The organism is Lysinibacillus sp. NPDC092081, from assembly GCF_044755845.1.
Classification (GTDB): Bacteria; Bacillota; Bacilli; order Bacillales_A; family Planococcaceae; genus Lysinibacillus.
In genome coordinates this window covers 86,156-104,836 of the sequence record NZ_JBIVRU010000011.1, presented here as the reverse complement: position 1 = coordinate 104,836, position 18,681 = coordinate 86,156, and the positions used below count along the sequence as shown (strand labels likewise).

At 36.3% G+C, this 18,681-nt stretch carries 15 protein-coding genes and 1 riboswitch; of the genes, 14 read left to right on the top strand and 1 reads right to left on the bottom strand.

Annotated features, from left to right (window positions below):
• Positions 1–11: 11 nt before the first annotated feature.
• The 3 genes from gcvH (at position 12) to ACIQLB_RS16205 (ending at position 1,231) form a co-directional block, all read left to right on the top strand.
• Positions 12–392 (top strand): glycine cleavage system protein GcvH, encoded by a 381-nt coding sequence (gcvH, locus tag ACIQLB_RS16215; RefSeq protein WP_400727776.1) that lies wholly within the window; start codon positions 12–14, stop codon positions 390–392.
• 178 nt (positions 393–570) lie between these two features.
• Complete coding sequence (locus ACIQLB_RS16210; RefSeq protein ID WP_400727773.1) at positions 571–912, top strand: toprim domain-containing protein; 342 nt, start codon at positions 571–573, stop codon at positions 910–912.
• A 16-nt stretch (positions 913–928) separates the two neighbouring features.
• A complete protein-coding gene (locus ACIQLB_RS16205) occupies positions 929–1,231 on the top strand; it encodes a thioredoxin family protein (protein ID WP_400727906.1) in 303 nt (100 codons plus the stop codon).
• Between the two features lie 64 nt (positions 1,232–1,295).
• A riboswitch (SAM riboswitch) is annotated at positions 1,296–1,399 on the top strand.
• Between the two features lie 226 nt (positions 1,400–1,625).
• On the opposite strand, the gene ACIQLB_RS16200 is transcribed toward ACIQLB_RS16205, so the two are convergent.
• Positions 1,626–1,910, bottom strand: coding sequence for a hypothetical protein (locus ACIQLB_RS16200; RefSeq protein WP_400727770.1), 285 nt, complete (start codon positions 1,908–1,910; stop codon positions 1,626–1,628).
• 63 nt (positions 1,911–1,973) lie between these two features.
• Between ACIQLB_RS16200 and ACIQLB_RS16195 the strand changes: the two genes are divergently transcribed.
• The 11 genes from ACIQLB_RS16195 (at position 1,974) to ACIQLB_RS16145 (ending at position 18,680) form a co-directional block, all read left to right on the top strand.
• Positions 1,974–3,002 carry a methionine ABC transporter ATP-binding protein gene (locus ACIQLB_RS16195; protein WP_400727767.1) on the top strand — a complete coding sequence of 343 codons (1,029 nt, stop codon included), beginning with the start codon at positions 1,974–1,976 and terminating at the stop codon, positions 3,000–3,002.
• A complete protein-coding gene (locus ACIQLB_RS16190) occupies positions 2,992–3,660 on the top strand; it encodes a methionine ABC transporter permease (protein WP_400727764.1) in 669 nt (222 codons plus the stop codon). Before ACIQLB_RS16195 ends, ACIQLB_RS16190 begins: the two co-directional genes overlap by 11 nt.
• 106 nt (positions 3,661–3,766) lie before the next feature.
• The gene (locus ACIQLB_RS16185) at positions 3,767–4,624 is read left to right on the top strand and encodes a MetQ/NlpA family ABC transporter substrate-binding protein (protein ID WP_400727762.1); all 858 of its coding nucleotides are present in this window, start codon (positions 3,767–3,769) and stop codon (positions 4,622–4,624) included.
• A gap of 701 nt (positions 4,625–5,325) precedes the next feature.
• Positions 5,326–6,198: a response regulator gene (locus ACIQLB_RS16180; RefSeq protein ID WP_400727759.1), complete on the top strand. Its 873-nt coding sequence runs from the start codon at positions 5,326–5,328 to the stop codon at positions 6,196–6,198.
• On the top strand, positions 6,195–7,241 hold the full coding sequence (locus ACIQLB_RS16175; RefSeq protein WP_400727756.1) for a HEAT repeat domain-containing protein: 1,047 nt from the start codon (positions 6,195–6,197) through the stop codon (positions 7,239–7,241). The genes ACIQLB_RS16180 and ACIQLB_RS16175 overlap by 4 nt, the downstream gene beginning before the upstream one ends.
• Complete coding sequence (locus tag ACIQLB_RS16170) at positions 7,238–8,662, top strand: glycosyltransferase family 2 protein (RefSeq protein WP_400727753.1); 1,425 nt, start codon at positions 7,238–7,240, stop codon at positions 8,660–8,662. The genes ACIQLB_RS16175 and ACIQLB_RS16170 overlap by 4 nt, the downstream gene beginning before the upstream one ends.
• Positions 8,659–11,838, top strand: coding sequence for a hypothetical protein (locus ACIQLB_RS16165; protein ID WP_400727751.1), 3,180 nt, complete (start codon positions 8,659–8,661; stop codon positions 11,836–11,838). Before ACIQLB_RS16170 ends, ACIQLB_RS16165 begins: the two co-directional genes overlap by 4 nt.
• 180 nt (positions 11,839–12,018) lie before the next feature.
• The gene (locus ACIQLB_RS16160; RefSeq protein ID WP_400727748.1) at positions 12,019–13,182 is read left to right on the top strand and encodes a dicarboxylate/amino acid:cation symporter; all 1,164 of its coding nucleotides are present in this window, start codon (positions 12,019–12,021) and stop codon (positions 13,180–13,182) included.
• Between the two features lie 856 nt (positions 13,183–14,038).
• The gene (locus ACIQLB_RS16155; protein WP_400727745.1) at positions 14,039–15,370 is read left to right on the top strand and encodes a nucleotide sugar dehydrogenase; all 1,332 of its coding nucleotides are present in this window, start codon (positions 14,039–14,041) and stop codon (positions 15,368–15,370) included.
• A gap of 11 nt (positions 15,371–15,381) precedes the next feature.
• A complete protein-coding gene (locus tag ACIQLB_RS16150) occupies positions 15,382–16,818 on the top strand; it encodes a polysaccharide deacetylase family protein (protein WP_400727742.1) in 1,437 nt (478 codons plus the stop codon).
• A 5-nt stretch (positions 16,819–16,823) separates the two neighbouring features.
• Entirely contained in the window at positions 16,824–18,680 is a 1,857-nt protein-coding gene (locus ACIQLB_RS16145; protein ID WP_400727740.1) for a glycosyltransferase, read from the top strand.
• The last annotated feature ends 1 nt before the right edge of the window (position 18,681 follow it).

Sequence of the window (18,681 nt, the reverse complement as noted above, 5' to 3'; positions counted from 1 at the left end):
GGGGTTTTTGCATGAACACACCTAAAGACTTACGTTACTCTGAAGAGCACGAATGGGTTAAAGTAGAAGATGGAAAAGTACGTATCGGTATTTCTCATTTCGCACAATCTGAACTTGGAGATATCGTTTTCGTTGAGCTTCCACAAGTTGGCGACGAAATCAAAACTGATGATCCATTCGGTAGCGTAGAATCTGTAAAAACAGTTTCTGAATTATACGCACCAATCTCAGGTACAGTAGTTGAAGTAAATGCAGATTTAGAAGATAGCCCAGAATTCGTTAATGAATCACCATATGAAAAAGCATGGATGATCGTTGTAGAGCCAGCTGATGCATCAGAAATTGAAAAGCTTATGACAGCTGAGCAATACGATGAAATGATTGCAGAATAAGACAACCCTGTAAATGAAAAACGTCGGAAACTACCGACGTTTTTTATTATCTTCATTCATCCTGCCAAGTGAGGGGAATGTAAGTATATTCCTTTATCAAGAGGTGTCTAACTGTATCAACGACAATGTTTATTGATATAATGAACGATAAGGGATATGTCTAGATGGGGGTGGCGTGATGGTCGAGGGAAAATGCTTAATTGTAGAAGGCCGATCGGATAAGCTTCAAATCGAACCTATTTTAAATGAAGATGTTAAAATACTTTGTACGAATGGTACAATTGGTGTGCATCAATTAGAAGAGCTACTAGATCCATTCGAGGGTTGTGAGCTTTATACGTTTTTTGATGCAGATACATCGGGTGATAAACTACGAGCATTAATGGACAGACATTATCCAGAGGCTGAGCATTTACGTACGATGCCAACATATAAGGAAGTTGAGACAACTCCGAGGAAGGTGTTAGCAGCGATATTGCTTCGTGCACACTTCTCAATCCATAATGAATATATTTTGTAAGGTTGCGTGAAAAATGATGGAAGAATGGTCAAAAGAGCAGTGGGACGCAGTTGTCCAGACAGGTGAAAAGGCTGCCTTTTATTTATATACGCCTATGTGTGGAACGTGTGCAGTTGCATCGAAAATGATGACGGTTGTTGAGCAATTGCTGCCACAGCTACAGGTCGGTAAAGCAAATATTAATTTTATAGAGCAAATAGCTTATGCTCATAAAATCGAAAGTGTACCATGTTTACTCGTATGTGAAGGCGGAGAAGTGACAGAAAAGGTTTATGCCTTTCAATCCGTACCATATTTATACGAATTGTTAAAAAACTAATTGACTGAATATTAATCGCGTGGTAAAGTAACAAATATATTAAAAAAACAATAAATATATCGAACTCTTATAAAGAGCGGCGGAGGGAAGTGCCCTATGAAGCCCGGCAACCATCACAAAGTGAAAAGGTGCCAAATCACCCAAAGATTTATCTTTGACAGATGAGAGAACGGTTTAGCGTATAAGTTACGTGACCCCTTCTACTTGTCTATGAGTGAAGGGGTTTTTTTAACTTCTTTCAGCGGGTGTCCAAACACCCGCTGAAATATAGGAACTCAGTCTAAGAACGCCACGTCCTGTGGCAACGACTGAGTGACCAACTTCGTGTTGGCCTAAAGCCTCCGGCGGATGTCATGGAATCGGAAAGGAGTTCTTAAAGGATGTTAGCCTAAAATCATCGCATCCATGCGATAACGGCTAACTGACCTGCATCGGTAAAAACGCCACGTCCTGTGGCATTACCGAAATGACCAACATCGTGTTGGCCCTCGGTAAAAACGCCACGTCCTGTGGCATTACCGAAATGACCAACATCGTGTTGGCCCTCGGTAAAAACGCCACGTCCTGTGGCATTACCGAAATGACCAACATCGTGTCGGCCCTCGGTAAAAACGCCACGTCCTGTGGCATTACCGAAATGACCGACATCGTGTCGGCCCTCGTGCAGGCCTAAGCACAAAGCCGATTCCGGACGCAATTATGCCGAGGCATAATTGATATAAGAAGAAAAGGAGAATTCGCTATGATCCAGCTTCAAAATATTACGAAGAAATACAAAACCGCGAATGGCGAATTAACTGCAGTTAAAGACGTCAACCTTTCTATCAATAAAGGTGAAATTTTTGGCATTATCGGCTATAGTGGCGCTGGTAAAAGTACAATGATTCGCTTGTTAAACGGTTTAGAAAAGCCTACATCTGGTACGGTGACGGTTAACAATCAAGAATTTTCATCCATAAAGGGGCAAAAGCTCAGAGATGCTAGACAAAAGGTTAGTATGATTTTCCAACATTTCAATTTACTTTGGTCTAGAACTGTTGAAGAAAACATCGCTTTTCCACTAGAAATCGCAGGTGTTCCAAAGGCAAAACGTGAAGCACGTGTGAAAGAATTGATAACTTTAGTTGGCTTAGAAGGGCGCGCTAAAGCATATCCATCACAACTATCAGGGGGACAAAAGCAACGTGTAGGTATCGCTCGTGCGCTTGCTAATAATCCAGAGGTATTGTTATGTGATGAGGCAACATCCGCACTCGATCCGGAGACAACAGATGCTATCCTTGATCTCCTTGTCGATATTAACGAACGATTAGGTTTAACGATTGTGTTAATCACACATGAAATGCACGTTATTCGCAAAATTTGCCATCGTGTAGCAGTTATGGAAGCTGGAGAAATTGTAGAACGAGGTGAAGTATTACAAGTATTCCAAGCTCCACAAGCAGCCATTACGAAAAAATTCGTTTCTCAAATTACAGATACGAAGGAAACACAGGAAACTGTGGCACAAATTAAAGCAAATTACCCTAATGGACAACTTGTTAAGCTAATCTTTGTAGGAGAAAAAACAGAGCAGCCTGTCATTTCACATCTTGTGAAACAGTTTGATGTAGAAGTAAGTATAGTACATGGTAATATTTCGCAAACGAAAAATGGCGCGTACGGTACACTTGTTGTACAAATTGTTGGCTCAGAAGCAAATGTTGCTGCTGCACTTAGCTACTTAAATACAGTCGAAGTACAAACGGAGGTGATTGCAAATGCTAACTAGTCTTTTTCCGAATGTCGACTGGGAAAAAATGTGGGACGCTACGTATGAAACATTGTACATGACAACGATTTCTACGGTTATCACATTTATACTTGGATTAGTAATTGGAATCTTATTGTTTTTATCAAGTCCCAACCAATTATGGGCCAATAAGCTTGTGAACTTTTTAACAGGCTCAATCGTTAACATTTTCCGTTCGATTCCATTTATCGTATTGATTATTTTATTAATTCCATTTACGAAATTTTTACTCGGCACAATTCGTGGCGCAGATGCGGCTTTACCAGCACTAATTATTGGAGCTGCACCATTCTATGCACGAATGGTATTAATTTCCTTACGTGAAATTGATAAAGGTGTTATTGAAGCAGCTCGTTCAATGGGTGCCAAAACGTCAACGATTATTTGGAAAGTATTAATTCCAGAATCGTTACCAGCGCTTATTTCTGGTCTTACTGTAACGGCTGTAGCACTTGTTGGCTATACTGCGATGGCAGGTATTATCGGTGCAGGCGGTCTAGGAAACTTAGCATTCTTAGATGGTTTCCAACGTAATCGCCAAGATGTAACTTTAATGGCGACTATATTAATCTTAATAGTAGTATTTATTATTCAATGGATTGGCGACATGATTACGGTCAAAACAGATAAACGCTAAAAAGGCGCTAATACAAAAAAAGCGCATCTCGCTACGAACATCAAAGAGGTTACTTCGGTTTTATACCGCTAACATATTTAAATAAGAAAAAAGGGAGAGTAATAAAATGAAGAAGTTATTAGCAGGATTATTTTTATCAGTATTAGTACTAGCTTTAGCCGCTTGTGGTGCTGGTAAAAAAGAAGATACAAGCTCAAACGCATCATCTGGTGATAAATCAGACAATAAAGAAAATGTAACATTAACAATAGGCGCTTCTAATACGCCTCATGCGGTTATTTTGGAAAAAGCAAAACCTATTTTAGCTAAAGAAGGTATCGATCTTAAAATTGAAACGTATCAAGACTATGTATTACCAAACCAACATTTAGAATCTGGTGACCTTGATGCAAACTATTTCCAACATCTACCGTTTTTAGAGCTTAGCATGAAAGAAAATGGCTATGACTTTGTAAATGCTGGCGCTATTCACATTGAACCAATCGGAATTTACTCTAAAAAATATAAATCTCTTGAGGATCTTCCAGAGGGTGCAACAATTTTACTTTCTAGCTCAGTTTCAGACCACGGTCGTATGCTTTCATTATTAGAAGCTAAGGGCTTAATTAAATTAAAAGATGGTGTTGATAAAACAGCAGCAGAAATAAAAGATATCGCTGAAAACCCTAAAAACTTCAAATTCGATGCAAATACAGCGCCTGAAATGCTTGTACAAATGTATGAAAATAATGAAGGAGATGCGGTTCTAATTAACTCGAACTTTGCAATCGATAACGGCATAAATCCATTGAAAGATGCAATTTCTCTTGAAGATAAAGAATCTCCGTATGTAAACATTGTCGCTGTACGTGCTGGTGATGAAACAAAACCAGAAATTAAAAAATTAATAAAAGTATTAAAATCTAAAGAAATCCAAGACTTCATTATTGAAGAATGGAAAGGCTCAGTTGTACCAGTTAAATAATTAAAATTCATCAAAAGGGTATGTAAGTATGAAAGCTTACATACTCTTTTATCTTGTCATCAAAAGAAAATATAAATAATTTGAATCGATAAACAAAGGTTGATTTACACTCCGAGTTGGCGCTTTCCGCGGGCTTGGCTTCAATCTCCTCGTCACTACGTTCCTGCGGGGCTTTCAGCGCAAGCTCATCCCGCAGGAGTCGCCACTCTCCGTGAAAATCAACAATTCCTCATCACGGGATGAGTCGACAAGTTAGAGCAAAATGGAATTATAGCAATGATTAAAAATACTATATAAGGTAAGCCTCTCCACATATACTCCTGGAGTAAAACAAGAAAGTTTCGATGCTCCTTACAAAAATGCTAAATGGTGGAGGTGTCTGTCGATAAAATTACCATTTGTAAACAGAGTAGTTTGTCTACAGTCTGAAAGGGAATGTAAGTATGAAAGCTTGCGTTCCCTTTTTTTCTTGCCCTATCTTTTTTCAGAAAAATACATTTTTTTATCAAAAGAGTTATTATTCTGTAGTTTACAGCAAAAATATAATAATATTTAAAAAGTAATCGATTTACCATAAATTTTGTATAGCAATTGTTAAGTTATCTTTATTACTATAGTTGTTGTGTGTATAAATCAAGAGAATGATAGAACAATAATGAAGGAGAATGAAATACTCCTTACATCAACTGGAGTGAACACTAATGAATAAATTAATCATTGCAGAAGATCTCATGCAGGAGCATGAGGTGAAGGGTTATTTTGAAATTTTGCGTGAGAGTGTTATTCGCTCGCGTTTAACAATGACAGCAGTCTTTTTTAAATTAGCTAATTCCTCACAAAGAACTGATATAGAACGTCATCAAATCTCATCCTTCTTAAAATCAAAAATACGAAAAACAGATTTACTTTTCCAATTAGCAGATGGCGTGCATTGGGGAATATTTTTTCTACAAAGTAGTGAAGTAGAGGTAAAGGCGTTTTTAAAACGGATTTTTGCAATTCTAAAGCAAGAAAGGGAATTTCAGCAAATTGGCTTAAAAGCCTCCATTACTGAAATAAGAAATAATAACGTTAACTTTGAAACGTTGTTAGAAAAAAATAAGCAAAAACTAGCAGATGGCGAACAGCCGACTTGGTCAATAGAACAGGTTTCAGATTATAGTGTACAACCTATGGAGCAAGTAAAGGTAAGCATTATTGAACAAAATGCAATCTTTAGAAAAGTGCTAGAAACAACAATCAATCACTTAGACATTCCTCATTTTACTTTAGACGTGGCTACCTATGAAGATGGCTATAGTTTTTTACAGTCCGATAGCTATAAAACAGGCCATATGCATTTAGTTGTCATGAACGATATTTTACCACGTAAAAATGGCTTAGAAATTTTGCACATTTTGCGAGAAATGCCGAATGAGAAAAAGTTCATCATTTATATGATGTCAGAACGAAACTCTGAAGGGGCGACACTGAATGCTTATGAAGGTGGCGTCGATGAATATATCGTAAAACCATTTAATTTACGTTTGTTAGAAGCAAAAATTAAGCGAACTTTTGCGAGATTTTGGCTATGATAAAGCTGTCGATTTCTTTTCTTTTAACAGTCATCGGTGTTTTATTAGTAGTTTTATTTTTATTTACGATCTATATACTTGTTCAGCGCAAGCGAGAGATTCGCTTTGCAGAAAAGCGTGACACTTTTTTACAAAACTATTCACAGCATTGGTACAACTATTTAATCAATGATGAAATTTTCTCTATGGTGCTTGTACCCCGCGAAAGAGCTCAAGTAGCAGCTATTGAAATAATCTTTTCATCGTATTTGAAAAATATAATGAATGACAAAGTTGAACATAAAATAAAAGAGTTTTCTAATCTCTATTTAAAACAGTTTTATGAAAAGGATTTAGCAAGTAAACGTTGGAGCATTAGGATGAATGCTTTATATCGTATTGCTGATTTGCAGATAGAGGATTTATTTGATACTTGTCAACAATTCGAGAAAACCAAAATTTCGGAAGAAGAATATTTTCAGCTGTTAAAAATATACTCTCTCTTCCAACCAGAATTGTTTATCGAAAGAATTAAAGAATCGAGCATTAACTATTCTGAAAGCGAATATAGAAGATTATTTGTATTGTTAGACGATGACGTATTTATTCGATTATTTGAAGACTTTGATAGCTGGACGGAAAATATCCAATTTGCTGCAATTGATACTGCAGCTGTAAAAAGAAATATGCAATATATTGATAAATTAAAACAGCTATTAACACATGAGGTACAAGAAATAACAATAAGAGCATTAAAGGGTCTTTACGAAATTGGTGTAATTGATGAAATCGATCCTTATGTTCCATTTGTGACATCAGAGATGTGGGAAGTAAGATTAATGATTGCAAAAATCTTTAAGCATGTGCCACTAAACTATACCTATGCTTATTTAGAACAACTACTTGAAGATGAAAATTGGTGGGTACGCTCGCAGGCAGCTAAAACAATTGCAGAAAATAGAGAAGGAATTGCAAAATTACAGCAATTTATGGAGTCCTCAAACGACCAATATGCAATTGAAATGGCGCAGGAAACAGTCGTCAGAAAGCAGGGGAACAAATGAAAGTATTTTTAGATTTTTGTATGTGGTTCTTTGGTGGATTTATTCTGTTTTATATGTTATTTGTTATTGTTTCATATTGCGCAATGTTTGTTATTGCCATGCTAGTTATGCGAAAACGCTATAAATTAGATCCCTCAGAGTATGATGATGCGCATACAGATGCCTTTTACTCAAAACCAGTATCCTTATTAGTCCCTGCTTACAATGAAGAGATTGGGGTTGTAGACACAGTCTATTCATTGTTGAATTTACGATATCCACAAACAGAAATTATCATTATTAACGACGGGTCAACTGACGCTACACTACAAACCGTAATCGAGCATTTCCGAATGAAGCCCGTTGATAAAATTGTTCGTACACATATCCCTACAAAACAAGTGAAACAAATTTATGAATCTGAAATCTATAAAAATTGTATTTTAGTAGATAAAGAAAATGGTGGTAAGGCAGATGCATTGAATGTTGGTATTAATGTATCTCAATATCCATATTTCTGCTCTATTGATGGTGATTCGATCTTAGATGAAAAGTCATTGCTTCGTGTGATGAAGCCGATTATTTTATCAGATGGCGAAGTGATTGCGGCAGGAGGAAATATCCGAATAGCCAATGGAGCGAAAATGCAACTTGGTTCCGTTACTGAAACACACTTACCAAATAATTACTTAGTCATCATGCAAATAATAGAATATGCGCGAGCCTTTTTAATGGGGCGAATCGCTTTAAGTAAATACAATCTTGTGCTCATTATTTCGGGAGCATTTAGTGTATTTTCGAAGGAATGGGCTGTAGAAGCGGGCGGTTATTCAACGAATATTATTGGAGAAGACATGGAGCTTGTCGTGAATATTCACCGTTTGATAAGAAAGAAAAAAGAAAAGAAACGTATAGAATTTGTTCCAGATCCTGTGTGCTGGACTGAAGCACCTCAGACGTTAGGGGTATTGCGAAATCAGCGTAGACGTTGGCATCAAGGATTAGTTGAAAGTCTTTGGAGACATAAAGCGATGACGTTGAATCCTAAATATGGCTTAATAGGTTTGCTTTCATTTCCATATTTTTGGCTAGTAGAATGCCTAGGACCACTAGTTGAGCTAGGTGGTTATATTTATATCGTTGTAGCATTTTTCTTAGGGAAAATTTATTATGAAGTAGCCATTATCCTGTTACTGCTTTTCGTCATTTATGGAGTAATTTTTTCAATAGCCTCTATATTATTCGAAGCGTGGACCTTGAATACTTATCCGAGACCGAGAGAGCTAATACGCATGATACTTTTAGCGTTTACTGAAATTTTCTGGTATCGACCACTCACTCTTTTTTGGCGCTGCGAGGGATTAATTCGGTTTGTGCTAAGAAGAAGCGATTGGGGTAATATGAAGCGTGTCGGCATCGGTGAAAAGGAGAAAAGTGTATGAAGCGTATATATATAGGAATTATAGTCGTTCTAATTCTCATTATCACACCTATAGCATGGTGGTATTTCAGCGATGAAAAACCGCTCAACGTTGCGATTCTAGATAAAACGGTTCCGAATGAAACCTATCGAGAGCATTTAGGTGTGAACTGGTTTTTAAACCATTATAAATACACAATCGATGATCATCCGTATGATGTACAAAAAAATTACTATGGTACGATTCCGAATGATCAAACGAAGAAAGTGTCAGAAAAAAAGTTTCCGACTGACTATAGTAATTATGATGTTATTTATTTGGCAGATACGTATGGTGTTTATAAGGATGATTTAAATGAAAAAAAGCGCCTAGGTAAACGCTCAGAAAAAATTGTTGGCGGCTTGGAAATGGATGAATGGCAGTCTATAGTAGCTCGACTAGCAAGCAACAAGAAAAGTATGTTGATCGCTGAATACAATACATTTGCGTCTCCAACATCAGTGGAAGTTAGAAAAGAGTTACAGGATTATTTAGGAATTTCATGGTCTGGATGGATTGGGCGTTATTTTGATGAGCTTGATTATCATAAAAACTCAGAAATTCCACAATGGGTCATAGATGAACATGGTGATAATTGGCCATACAAGGGCGGTGGCTTTCTTCTATTTAATGAAATGACAGAAAAGCTCATTGTGCTAGAAATGGACAAGCATGTAAAAACAGAAGGCATTCAGGTGCAATTTACTGAAGAAGGGCAAAAATTCTTTAATACCTCTGCTAGTGCAGAGTATGGCTATTGGTTTGATATAATCACGCCTAAATATGCGGAGGATGCTCTTGCTAATTATAAATGGGATTTAACGAAAGACGGGGAAAAACTACTAGATGACAATGATATTCCACAGCAATTTGCGGCTATTGTTTCACAGGATAAACGCTACACGACAAGCTATTATTTTGCTGGAGACTTTAACGATATGTCACGGGTACCGTCCCTTTACAAAATAAAGGGATTACCGACCATTTATAAATACGCTGAGAAGTATGCCGATAGTTCATTTTACTGGTCGATTTATATACCAGCCATGCATAAAATTTTTGAAACGTTTGAGCAAAAAAAGGTTCAAGAAACCGTTAATCATGAAAAATTAAATTATAATGCACGTATTCAAGGAGAGTCATTTGAAGTCTTACGCGATGGAAAATGGGAGCCAATAGTATTTAAGGGCGTTAATATCGGTATGGGAAAACCGGGAGCATTCCCGGGTGAAGCTGCTATTACGGAAGAAGAGTACTATCGATGGTTCCGTCAAATTGCTGAGATGAATGCCAATACGATTCGTGTCTATACATTACACCCGCCAGGTTTTTATCGGGCACTTGCTAAATACAATGAAGAAAACCCAGATAAACCACTGTATGTATTGCATGGTGTATGGATTAATGAGGAAGGCTTGGCTGATTCACTAGACGCCTATGATGAAGCTACTTTAAAGGATTTCCAAAGTGAAATAAAGCGCATGGTAGACGTCATCCACGGTAATACTTATGTGAAACCAGTAGCCGGACATGCCTCAGGATTATATGATGTTGACGTTTCAAAATATGTTATTGGCTGGGTGCTTGGAATCGAATGGTATCCGCATATGGTTGTCGGAACGAACGAAAAACACGCTAATATAGGCGAATACAATGGGACGTATTTTGAAACGGAAAATGCTGCACCATTTGAACATTGGTTAGCGGAGCAAATGGATCTTATTACTGTTTATGAGAAGGATAAATACAATTGGATCCGTCCAATGAGTTTCACAAACTGGGTAACAACCGACTTACTAGACCATCCATCTGAACCTTCTGAGGATGAAGATTTGGTAGGAGTTAATCCAAATGTCATCTATACGAAAGGTGAGATGCAGGCACCAGGCCAATTTGCTTCCTATCATGTGTATCCATATTACCCTGACTTCTTTAACTTCGACCAAAAATATTTAAATTATAAAGATTTCCGGGGCAATAAAAATAGTTATGCAGGCTATTTAAAAGACTTACACCAAGCTCATCGTATGCCTGTTCTTATTGCGGAATTTGGAATCCCTGCAGCGCGTGGTATGACACATGAAAATGTTTACGGCTGGAATCAGGGGCATATGTCCGAACAGCAGCAAGGTGAAACACTTCAACATTTATATGAAGATATTATGCATGAAGGCTTGCTAGGAGGTCTTATTTTTACATGGCAAGACGAGTGGTTTAAGCGAACGTGGAATACGATGGATTATGATGATCCAAATCGTCGACCGTTTTGGTCCAATGCACAAACGAACGAACAACAATTTGGCGTACTAAGCTTTGATAGATTTAAAGTAAAAGTAGACGGCGATACAAAGGAGTGGAAAGGTACACAAATGTACAATACCTCACCTTCTGCTTCCACAGATTTTGCTGTCGATTATGATGAAAAATATTTGTATTTCAAATTAAAAAGTGATGTTTTAGAAAAAGCTTCACCTCGTATTTTACTTGATGTAGTACCAAATCAAGGGAATACTTCGGCAACATCAATAAAATATATGACGTTTTCAAATGGTGTAGATTTTATTGTTGAATTAAATAAAAGTGGAGACTCTCGAGTTGTCATAGATCAATACTATGATTTCTATGATTATTTTTACGGTCATAATTTAAATATGATTCCGCCTCGTATGGCAGTTCCTACAAAAAACAGCGGTAAATTTGCACCGATTAACTATGTGTTAAATAAACAGCTATTCTTACCAGAGCAAAACATTACGACCGACTTTAGTTCTTATGAAACAGGGAAGTTGCTTCAAGGGAATGCCAATCCAAAAGCAAAAGACTATAATTCGTTAGTAGACTATACATGGACGGATGATAATGTTATTGAGCTACGAATTCCTTGGCTACTAATCCAAGCGAAAGATCCAAGTCAGCGTGAGTTTATGGGAGATTTATATAAGGATGGGAAGGAAATTTCGACTAAAGTCGATAATATTTATATTGGTGCTGTCTTTGTAGATAAAGAGGGCAAGGTTGTAAAATCTCTACCAGAGACAAATGGCCATGTTTTGCCTGCTCTTTCAGCTTATTCTTGGGAAAAATGGCAAACTCCTAAGTATGAAGAGCGTTTAAAACAATCATATTATATTTTACAAAAATTATTTAAAGCGTATTAAATGGAAGCTTAGGATAGGTGAGTTTTTGCCTATTCTAAGTTTTTTTGTTTTTGTTAGAAAATAAAAAATAGTTTTTCAATTCCGTCTATTTAGCAAACTGTATATTCTCGCAACTGTTTATGTTAAATTACTAATATTACATTCTAGAAAGACAGTTGTATTTTTAAGGAGGACAATATAATGAAGCTTAAATTTGGTCTATTGGCAAAAATTATTGTCGCGATTTTGTTAGCGGTAATACTCGGAAGCTTTATGCCAGAGTCATTTGTACGTATATTTGCAACATTTAATGGCTTATTCGGTAACTTTTTAAATTTTGTTGTACCACTTATTATTATTGCATTTATTGCTCCGGGCATTGCACAGCTTGGAAAAGGCTCCGGGAAATTATTAGGTTTGGCAACATTCTTTGCCTATTTCTCAACAATCATTGCAGGTATACTCGCCTTTTTTGTAGCGCGAAATGTGTTGCCTAATTTCATTTCAAATGGTGCTATGGAAAGCATGAAAAACCCAGAGGAATTTTTAGCACAGGCATTCTTTAAAGTTGAAATGCCTCCATTAATGGGTGTTATGGCAGCATTAATTTTTGCATTTATCGTAGGAATTGGCATGACTGCCATTCAAAGTGATGTTATGAAACGTGGTTTTGAAGAGTTTAATGTAATCATTGAAAAATTAATTTCATTTGTTATTATTCCACTTTTACCATTCCATATTTTTGGTATCTTCTTGAACATGACATTTGGTGGTCAAGTAGCAAAAATCTTATCTGTCTTTGCAATTGTCTTCGCATTAATCATTGTGATGCATTGGGTAATATTACTAGTACAGTACACGACTGCGGGAATTTTAAATAAGAAAAATCCACTCATGTTACTTCGAACTATGCTACCTGCATATTTTACAGCTCTGGGCACACAATCCTCAGCAGCTACAATTCCTGTTACGTTACGACAAGCACAAAAAACAGGAGCTTCTGAAAAAGTAACAAATTTCACAGTCCCACTGTTTGCCACGATTCATTTATCGGGTAGTACGATTACATTAGTTACTTGTTCTTTAGGTGTTATGTTGATGAACGGTATGGATATAAGCTTTGCACAATATATAGGCTTTATCTTTATGCTAGGTATTACGATGGTTGCCGCACCAGGTGTCCCAGGGGGAGCAGTCATGGCAGCAATTGGTTTACTGAAAACAATGCTCGGCTTCGATGAAACAATGGTTGCGCTAATGATAGCACTATACTTAGCACAAGATAGCTTTGGTACAGCTACAAATGTAACTGGAGATGGCGCATTATCTATGATTGTCGATCGTTTCAACAGAAAAACTAGTTAATACAGGCAAAGTCGTGGATAGAAACGTCAAAGTGACGGATAGAACGGCGAGCGCGACGGAAAGAAGAGCCGAAGTGACGAAAGAATCATCAAAGCGACGGAAAGAAGAGCCAAGGTGACGGATGGAAATCAAAGTGACGGAAAGAAGAGCCTAAGTGACGGAAAGAATCATCAAAGCGACGGAAAAAAGAGCCAAGATGACGGATGGAAATCAGAGCGACGGAAAGAAGAGCCTAAGTGACGGAAAGAATCATCAGAGCGACGAAAAGAAGAGTCAAAGAGACGGATAGAATCACCTAAGCAAAAAAAAAATCGCCTGCTACGGCGATTTTTTTTTTTTGCTTAGGATGTAGTTGCTAAATGATAACCGATTATACAAGAACAGATGTTGGAGTTCTCTTAAAAATTAATGTGAGAGTGCTACTTTTCAAGTTGTGATAATAAAGCGTTTCTTATGGATTAACTAGTTAATTAAATAGTTTTAAAAAGAATAGTGTAACTTTTTGTTATAAATAATTACAGTCAGTGCTTACTAAAATTTAATAAAATTTCGTGTTTTTTATGGAGGGGATCATCGAAATATATAGTTCTAAAGAAGTGAATTAAAGATTTAGTTAGAAAAAAATGCGATAAGATAGTTGTTTTTTCGTTTTGTATGGAATTTGTTTAGAAAATGTTTAGTTTAATTTAGTACTATATGTGTACGAGAAGAGGATATTTCAAATTTTGGGATTATAATACTGTGGATGGTGTGAGAATTAGGGGAATTCATATACAAAAGAATAAAGCGTAAAAGAATTAGCAATTGTAGAAGTAGTCTTTGAATTTAAAATAACTTAGACAAGGAGTAATTGCTTATGGGAACAAAAACAAAAATTGAGTCACCGATATTATCTTTATCAAAAAAAATTAAAACAAGGAGTGCCACAATCGGAGTTGTTGGACTTGGTTATGTGGGGCTCCCACTAGCCTTGGAGATCGTCAATAAAGGTTTTGGAGTAATTGGTTTCGATAAAGATGATGGGAAAATTTCCAACTTGAAAAGTGGTGATAGCTATATTGCTGGTATGTCTAATGCAATCATCGAGAAAGCAGTTAATGAACAGAAATTTGAGCCGACAAGTGATTTTTCTAAACTTGTACATGTAGATATCATTATTATTTGTGTACCGACGCCTACGACTGCAGATGGAACACCTAATATCTCATATATTGTTGATGCAGCTAATGCAATCGAACAGAACATATCCTCGAATACTTTAATTATTCTTGAAAGTACAACTTACCCCGGAACAACAGAAGAAGTGGTTCAACCAATCCTAGAAAAAGGTAACTTCGTTATTGGACAAGATATATTTTTAGCATATTCTCCTGAACGTGTGGACCCTGGAAATTTAAATTTTTCAGTTTCGAATACGCCTAAAGTAGTTGGCGGAATATCAGCAACTTGTTTAGAAGTTTCCAAGCTGTTTTATGAAACAGTGATCAATACAAATGTGTTTGCTGTAACAGATCCAAAGATTGCTGAAATGGAAAAGTTACTAGAAAATACGTTTCGACAAATTAATATTGCCCTTGTCAATGAATTAAGTCAGGTTTGCCATAAAATGAATATCGATGTGTGGGAAGTTATTGAAGCGGCTTCGACAAAGCCTTATGGTTTTATGCCATTTACACCGGGACCAGGGGTAGGTGGTCATTGTATACCAGTAGACCCTAAATATTTATTATGGGCTGGCCAGCAGCATGGTGTTTCAGCAACATTAATTGAGACGGCAGATAAAATTAATGATTCTATGCCAAGCTTTGTAGTTGAAAGATTAGAAAATTATTTAAATGCACATGAAAAAGAGATAAATGAGGCAGAAATTGTAGTCATAGGAGTTTCCTATAAGCCAAATATTAATGATTTTCGGGAATCACCAGCATTACATGTCATTGATAAATTAAAAGCAAAGCAGTGCCGTCTAAAAGTTATTGATCCATTTATTGAAACATTTACAGTTGGTAATGACATGTTTAACACAGTTTCACTTACAAAAGAATTAATTCAAAAAGCGGATGCTGTAGTCATTTTAACGAATCATACAACTATTGATTATTCGTTGATTGATCAACATGCTGCTTTAATTTTTGACACACGTAATACCCATTATTTGTTTAAAAATGAAAAATATCACAAATTATAGAGGAGGATTCTGTGAACACAAGACGACTAAAATTATGTAGTCTATTATTCATTTTATTTCTAGCTGGATGTCAATCGTCCGCTCAAACTAATCTGATTAAACCAGTTGATTCAGCAATTGACATAAAGGAATCGGATGGAACGATGAGTGAAATTTATAGTCACTCAAGCATTCTTAGTCCAAAGGTAGCATTAACCTTTAATGGACTTGCAGACAATGAAACAATGCAGAAATTACTAAAGGTATTAGAACAATTTAACATGAAGGCTACCTTTTTTGTAGAAGGTACGCGAGTGGCGCAAGATCCTGAGTTAGTGAAGGACATTTTAGCTAAAGGTCATGAAGTAGAAAATGGTACGTTAACGTTTCCTGAAATGACTGATTTAAATTATGAAGAAACATATAAAGAAATTTATTTAGCCAATCAAGTTTTTGAAGAGCATTTAGGTTATACACCAAAATTCGTTCGTAGTCGTTCTGGTGATTCAACTGACAATATGCGTTTAGCAACTAAAACGCTCAATATGAAGGGAGTTGTAGAATCTTCCATTAATCCTAAAGATCGAAATATGCAAAGTGCTGAGGAAATAATGGAATATATTCATCGCTTTATCAATAGTGGATCAGTCATTCATTTAAACACGTACATTAATCCTGCGATTATTGATGTTGTACCATTATTGTCTCAATTAGGGAAAGAAAAAGGATATGTTTTCACTACATTAACAGACGTATTGGATGAACAATATTTAGGGAAATCTTTAGAGGAAATTGAAGGCTATGACGCTATTAAAATGAATCTGGATTATGAAAATGTAAAACCAAATGTGTTCTATCGTAAAAATACTTCCAAAAAAGAAGTTGCTTTAACTTTTGATGATTGGGCAAGTGAGGAGAGAATTAAAGAAATTTTGGATGTTCTCGATAAGTATCATGTTCAATCCACATTCTTTTTAATTGGCAAAGGTGTGAAAAAGGATCCGCAAATAGCACGATTAATTGTTGAGAGAGGACATGAGGTCGCAAGTCATTCCTACAATCATCTTGATGTTACGGGAATGACACCGGAAGAACTCCAAAAGGATGTCGTGATGGCACATAGGGCTCTAACATATGCCTTACAGGAAGAACCTTTGCTGTATTTCAGACCTTATAAAGGGACAATTGATGAAGAATCAGCGAAAATTATTGCCGCTACAGGTGTCAAATCGATTGCTATGTACGATATTGCGTCGTTCGATTGGAAATTAGAATATACCCCTCGAGATATTTATAATCGTGTGATGACTAGAGTAGCTCCAGGAAAGGTAATTGTTATGCATATTTTAGATCGTACAAAAACAGTTGAAGCATTGCCATTAATCATTGAAAAGCTACAAAAAGATGGGTATAGTTTTGCGAAAATGTCGACTTGGATTGAAGAAGATTCAAATAAGAAAGTGAATTGATAATCATGAATAAGAAAAAAGAGATTTTAACGATACCACGCTCTGATCGACGCATTTTATCGAATATTCCTGACCCAGAAAATGTACGAAGTCTCGTTAATCGTCGAGGTGCTTCGTATCAAAAAGAGGAAATCGATCCTACAGATGTCAATGAAATATATCGTTTACAGCTGTTAAGTTTACGCTATGAAACCAATTTTGAAGTACAAATTAAAAGTGTTAGGCAAAAGGTTAATGAAAAACATTACGCAGAGGATATTTCAGTAACAGGTATCCTTGTCTATTCAAATAGTCCTAATAATTTACTAATAGATGAAATTATAACGATGAAATTTTCCATACCTGGTGGTGCGATGCCGGAGGGCTACGAATCTAGAGTAAAGGTAAAAGCGAAAATTGTTCGTCACTTTATAAAAGAAGTGGATGGAGAAACTCGATATTATTATGCATGTGAATTTTTACAGCCTTTAAATGACTATATGACAAAAAAACGTTGGGGAATATCAATCTTTATGGCAAGTTTATTTCTATTGGTAGTTTCTCTTATCGTTATGTTAATGCGGGCTGAAAGTGTCATTTATTTTAGATTCAATAAATTCTTATATCTATATAGTATTATTGCTGCAACATTTCTTTTAAGTAGATATTTATTTGGTATTTTCTATAGGAATGTACCGATAAACCCAAAGTTTGAACCAGGCGTTTCTATTATTATTCCAGTGTTTAACGAAGAACAATGGATTCATAGAACAATTTTAAGCTGTATTAATCAGTATTATCCTGTAGACAAATTAGAGGTTATTGTAGTGGATGATTGTTCGACAGATAGAACGGAGGATAAAGCAAAAGAAATGATTGAACTTATCCATAGCGAGGGTGAGCGATTTAAAACAGAGGATCGCTTGAGCTTTTATAAACTACCTCAAAATGGAGGGAAACGTGAGGCTTTAGTGGCAGGGGTACATCTTGCTACACATGATTTAGTTGTTTTCGTAGATTCTGATAGTTTTTTAGAACCTCATGCCATTCGAAATTTAGTACAGCCTTTCCAAGATCCTAACATGGGCGGTGTGGCTGGAAGAACAGAGGTTGAAAATAAATTTACAAATGCTCTGACAAAATTGCAAACAGTTCGATATTATATAGCCTTTCGAATCATGAAAGCTGCTGAGTCTTGGTTCGATACAGTAACTTGTTTATCTGGTCCTTTAGCATGTTATCGAAAAGAGCTTATTTTGAAGAACGAGACAGCATGGTTAAACCAAAAATTTCTTGGACAGCCTGCGACATTCGGGGATGACCGTAGTATGACAAACTATATTTTGCAAACACATCGAACGGGATATCAGGACAATGCTGTATGTTCTACAATTGTTCCATCAGACACGAAAGTTTTTTTATCTCAACAAATGAGATGGAAACGATCATGGCTACGCGAATCGTTACGAGCATTTTTATTTATGTGGAAGAAGGAACCTTTTATGTTTCTTTTCTTCATCATCGGTTTGATCGTACCAATAGCAGCCCCGGTTGTTGTTGTTTACAATTTAGTTTATGTACCAATTATGCATGGCATTTTTCCAACTACATTTTTAATGGGATTGTTATTGATGGCAATGCTAATGAGCTTGGCCCATCTTTTCTTTAGAAAAAGTAAATTGTGGGCATTTGGTTTTATCTTTGTACTTTTCTATGAATTTATTTTGCTGTGGCAAATGCCTGTTGCATGGGTTACATTTTGGAAATCAACGTGGGGTACGAGAGAAACACCTCAAGATGTCATAGCCAAAGAAAAGAAAATAGAAAAACAAAAATTACGAAAATCCCGAATTTCGATTCTAAAAATTAGAAAAAATGGGTGAG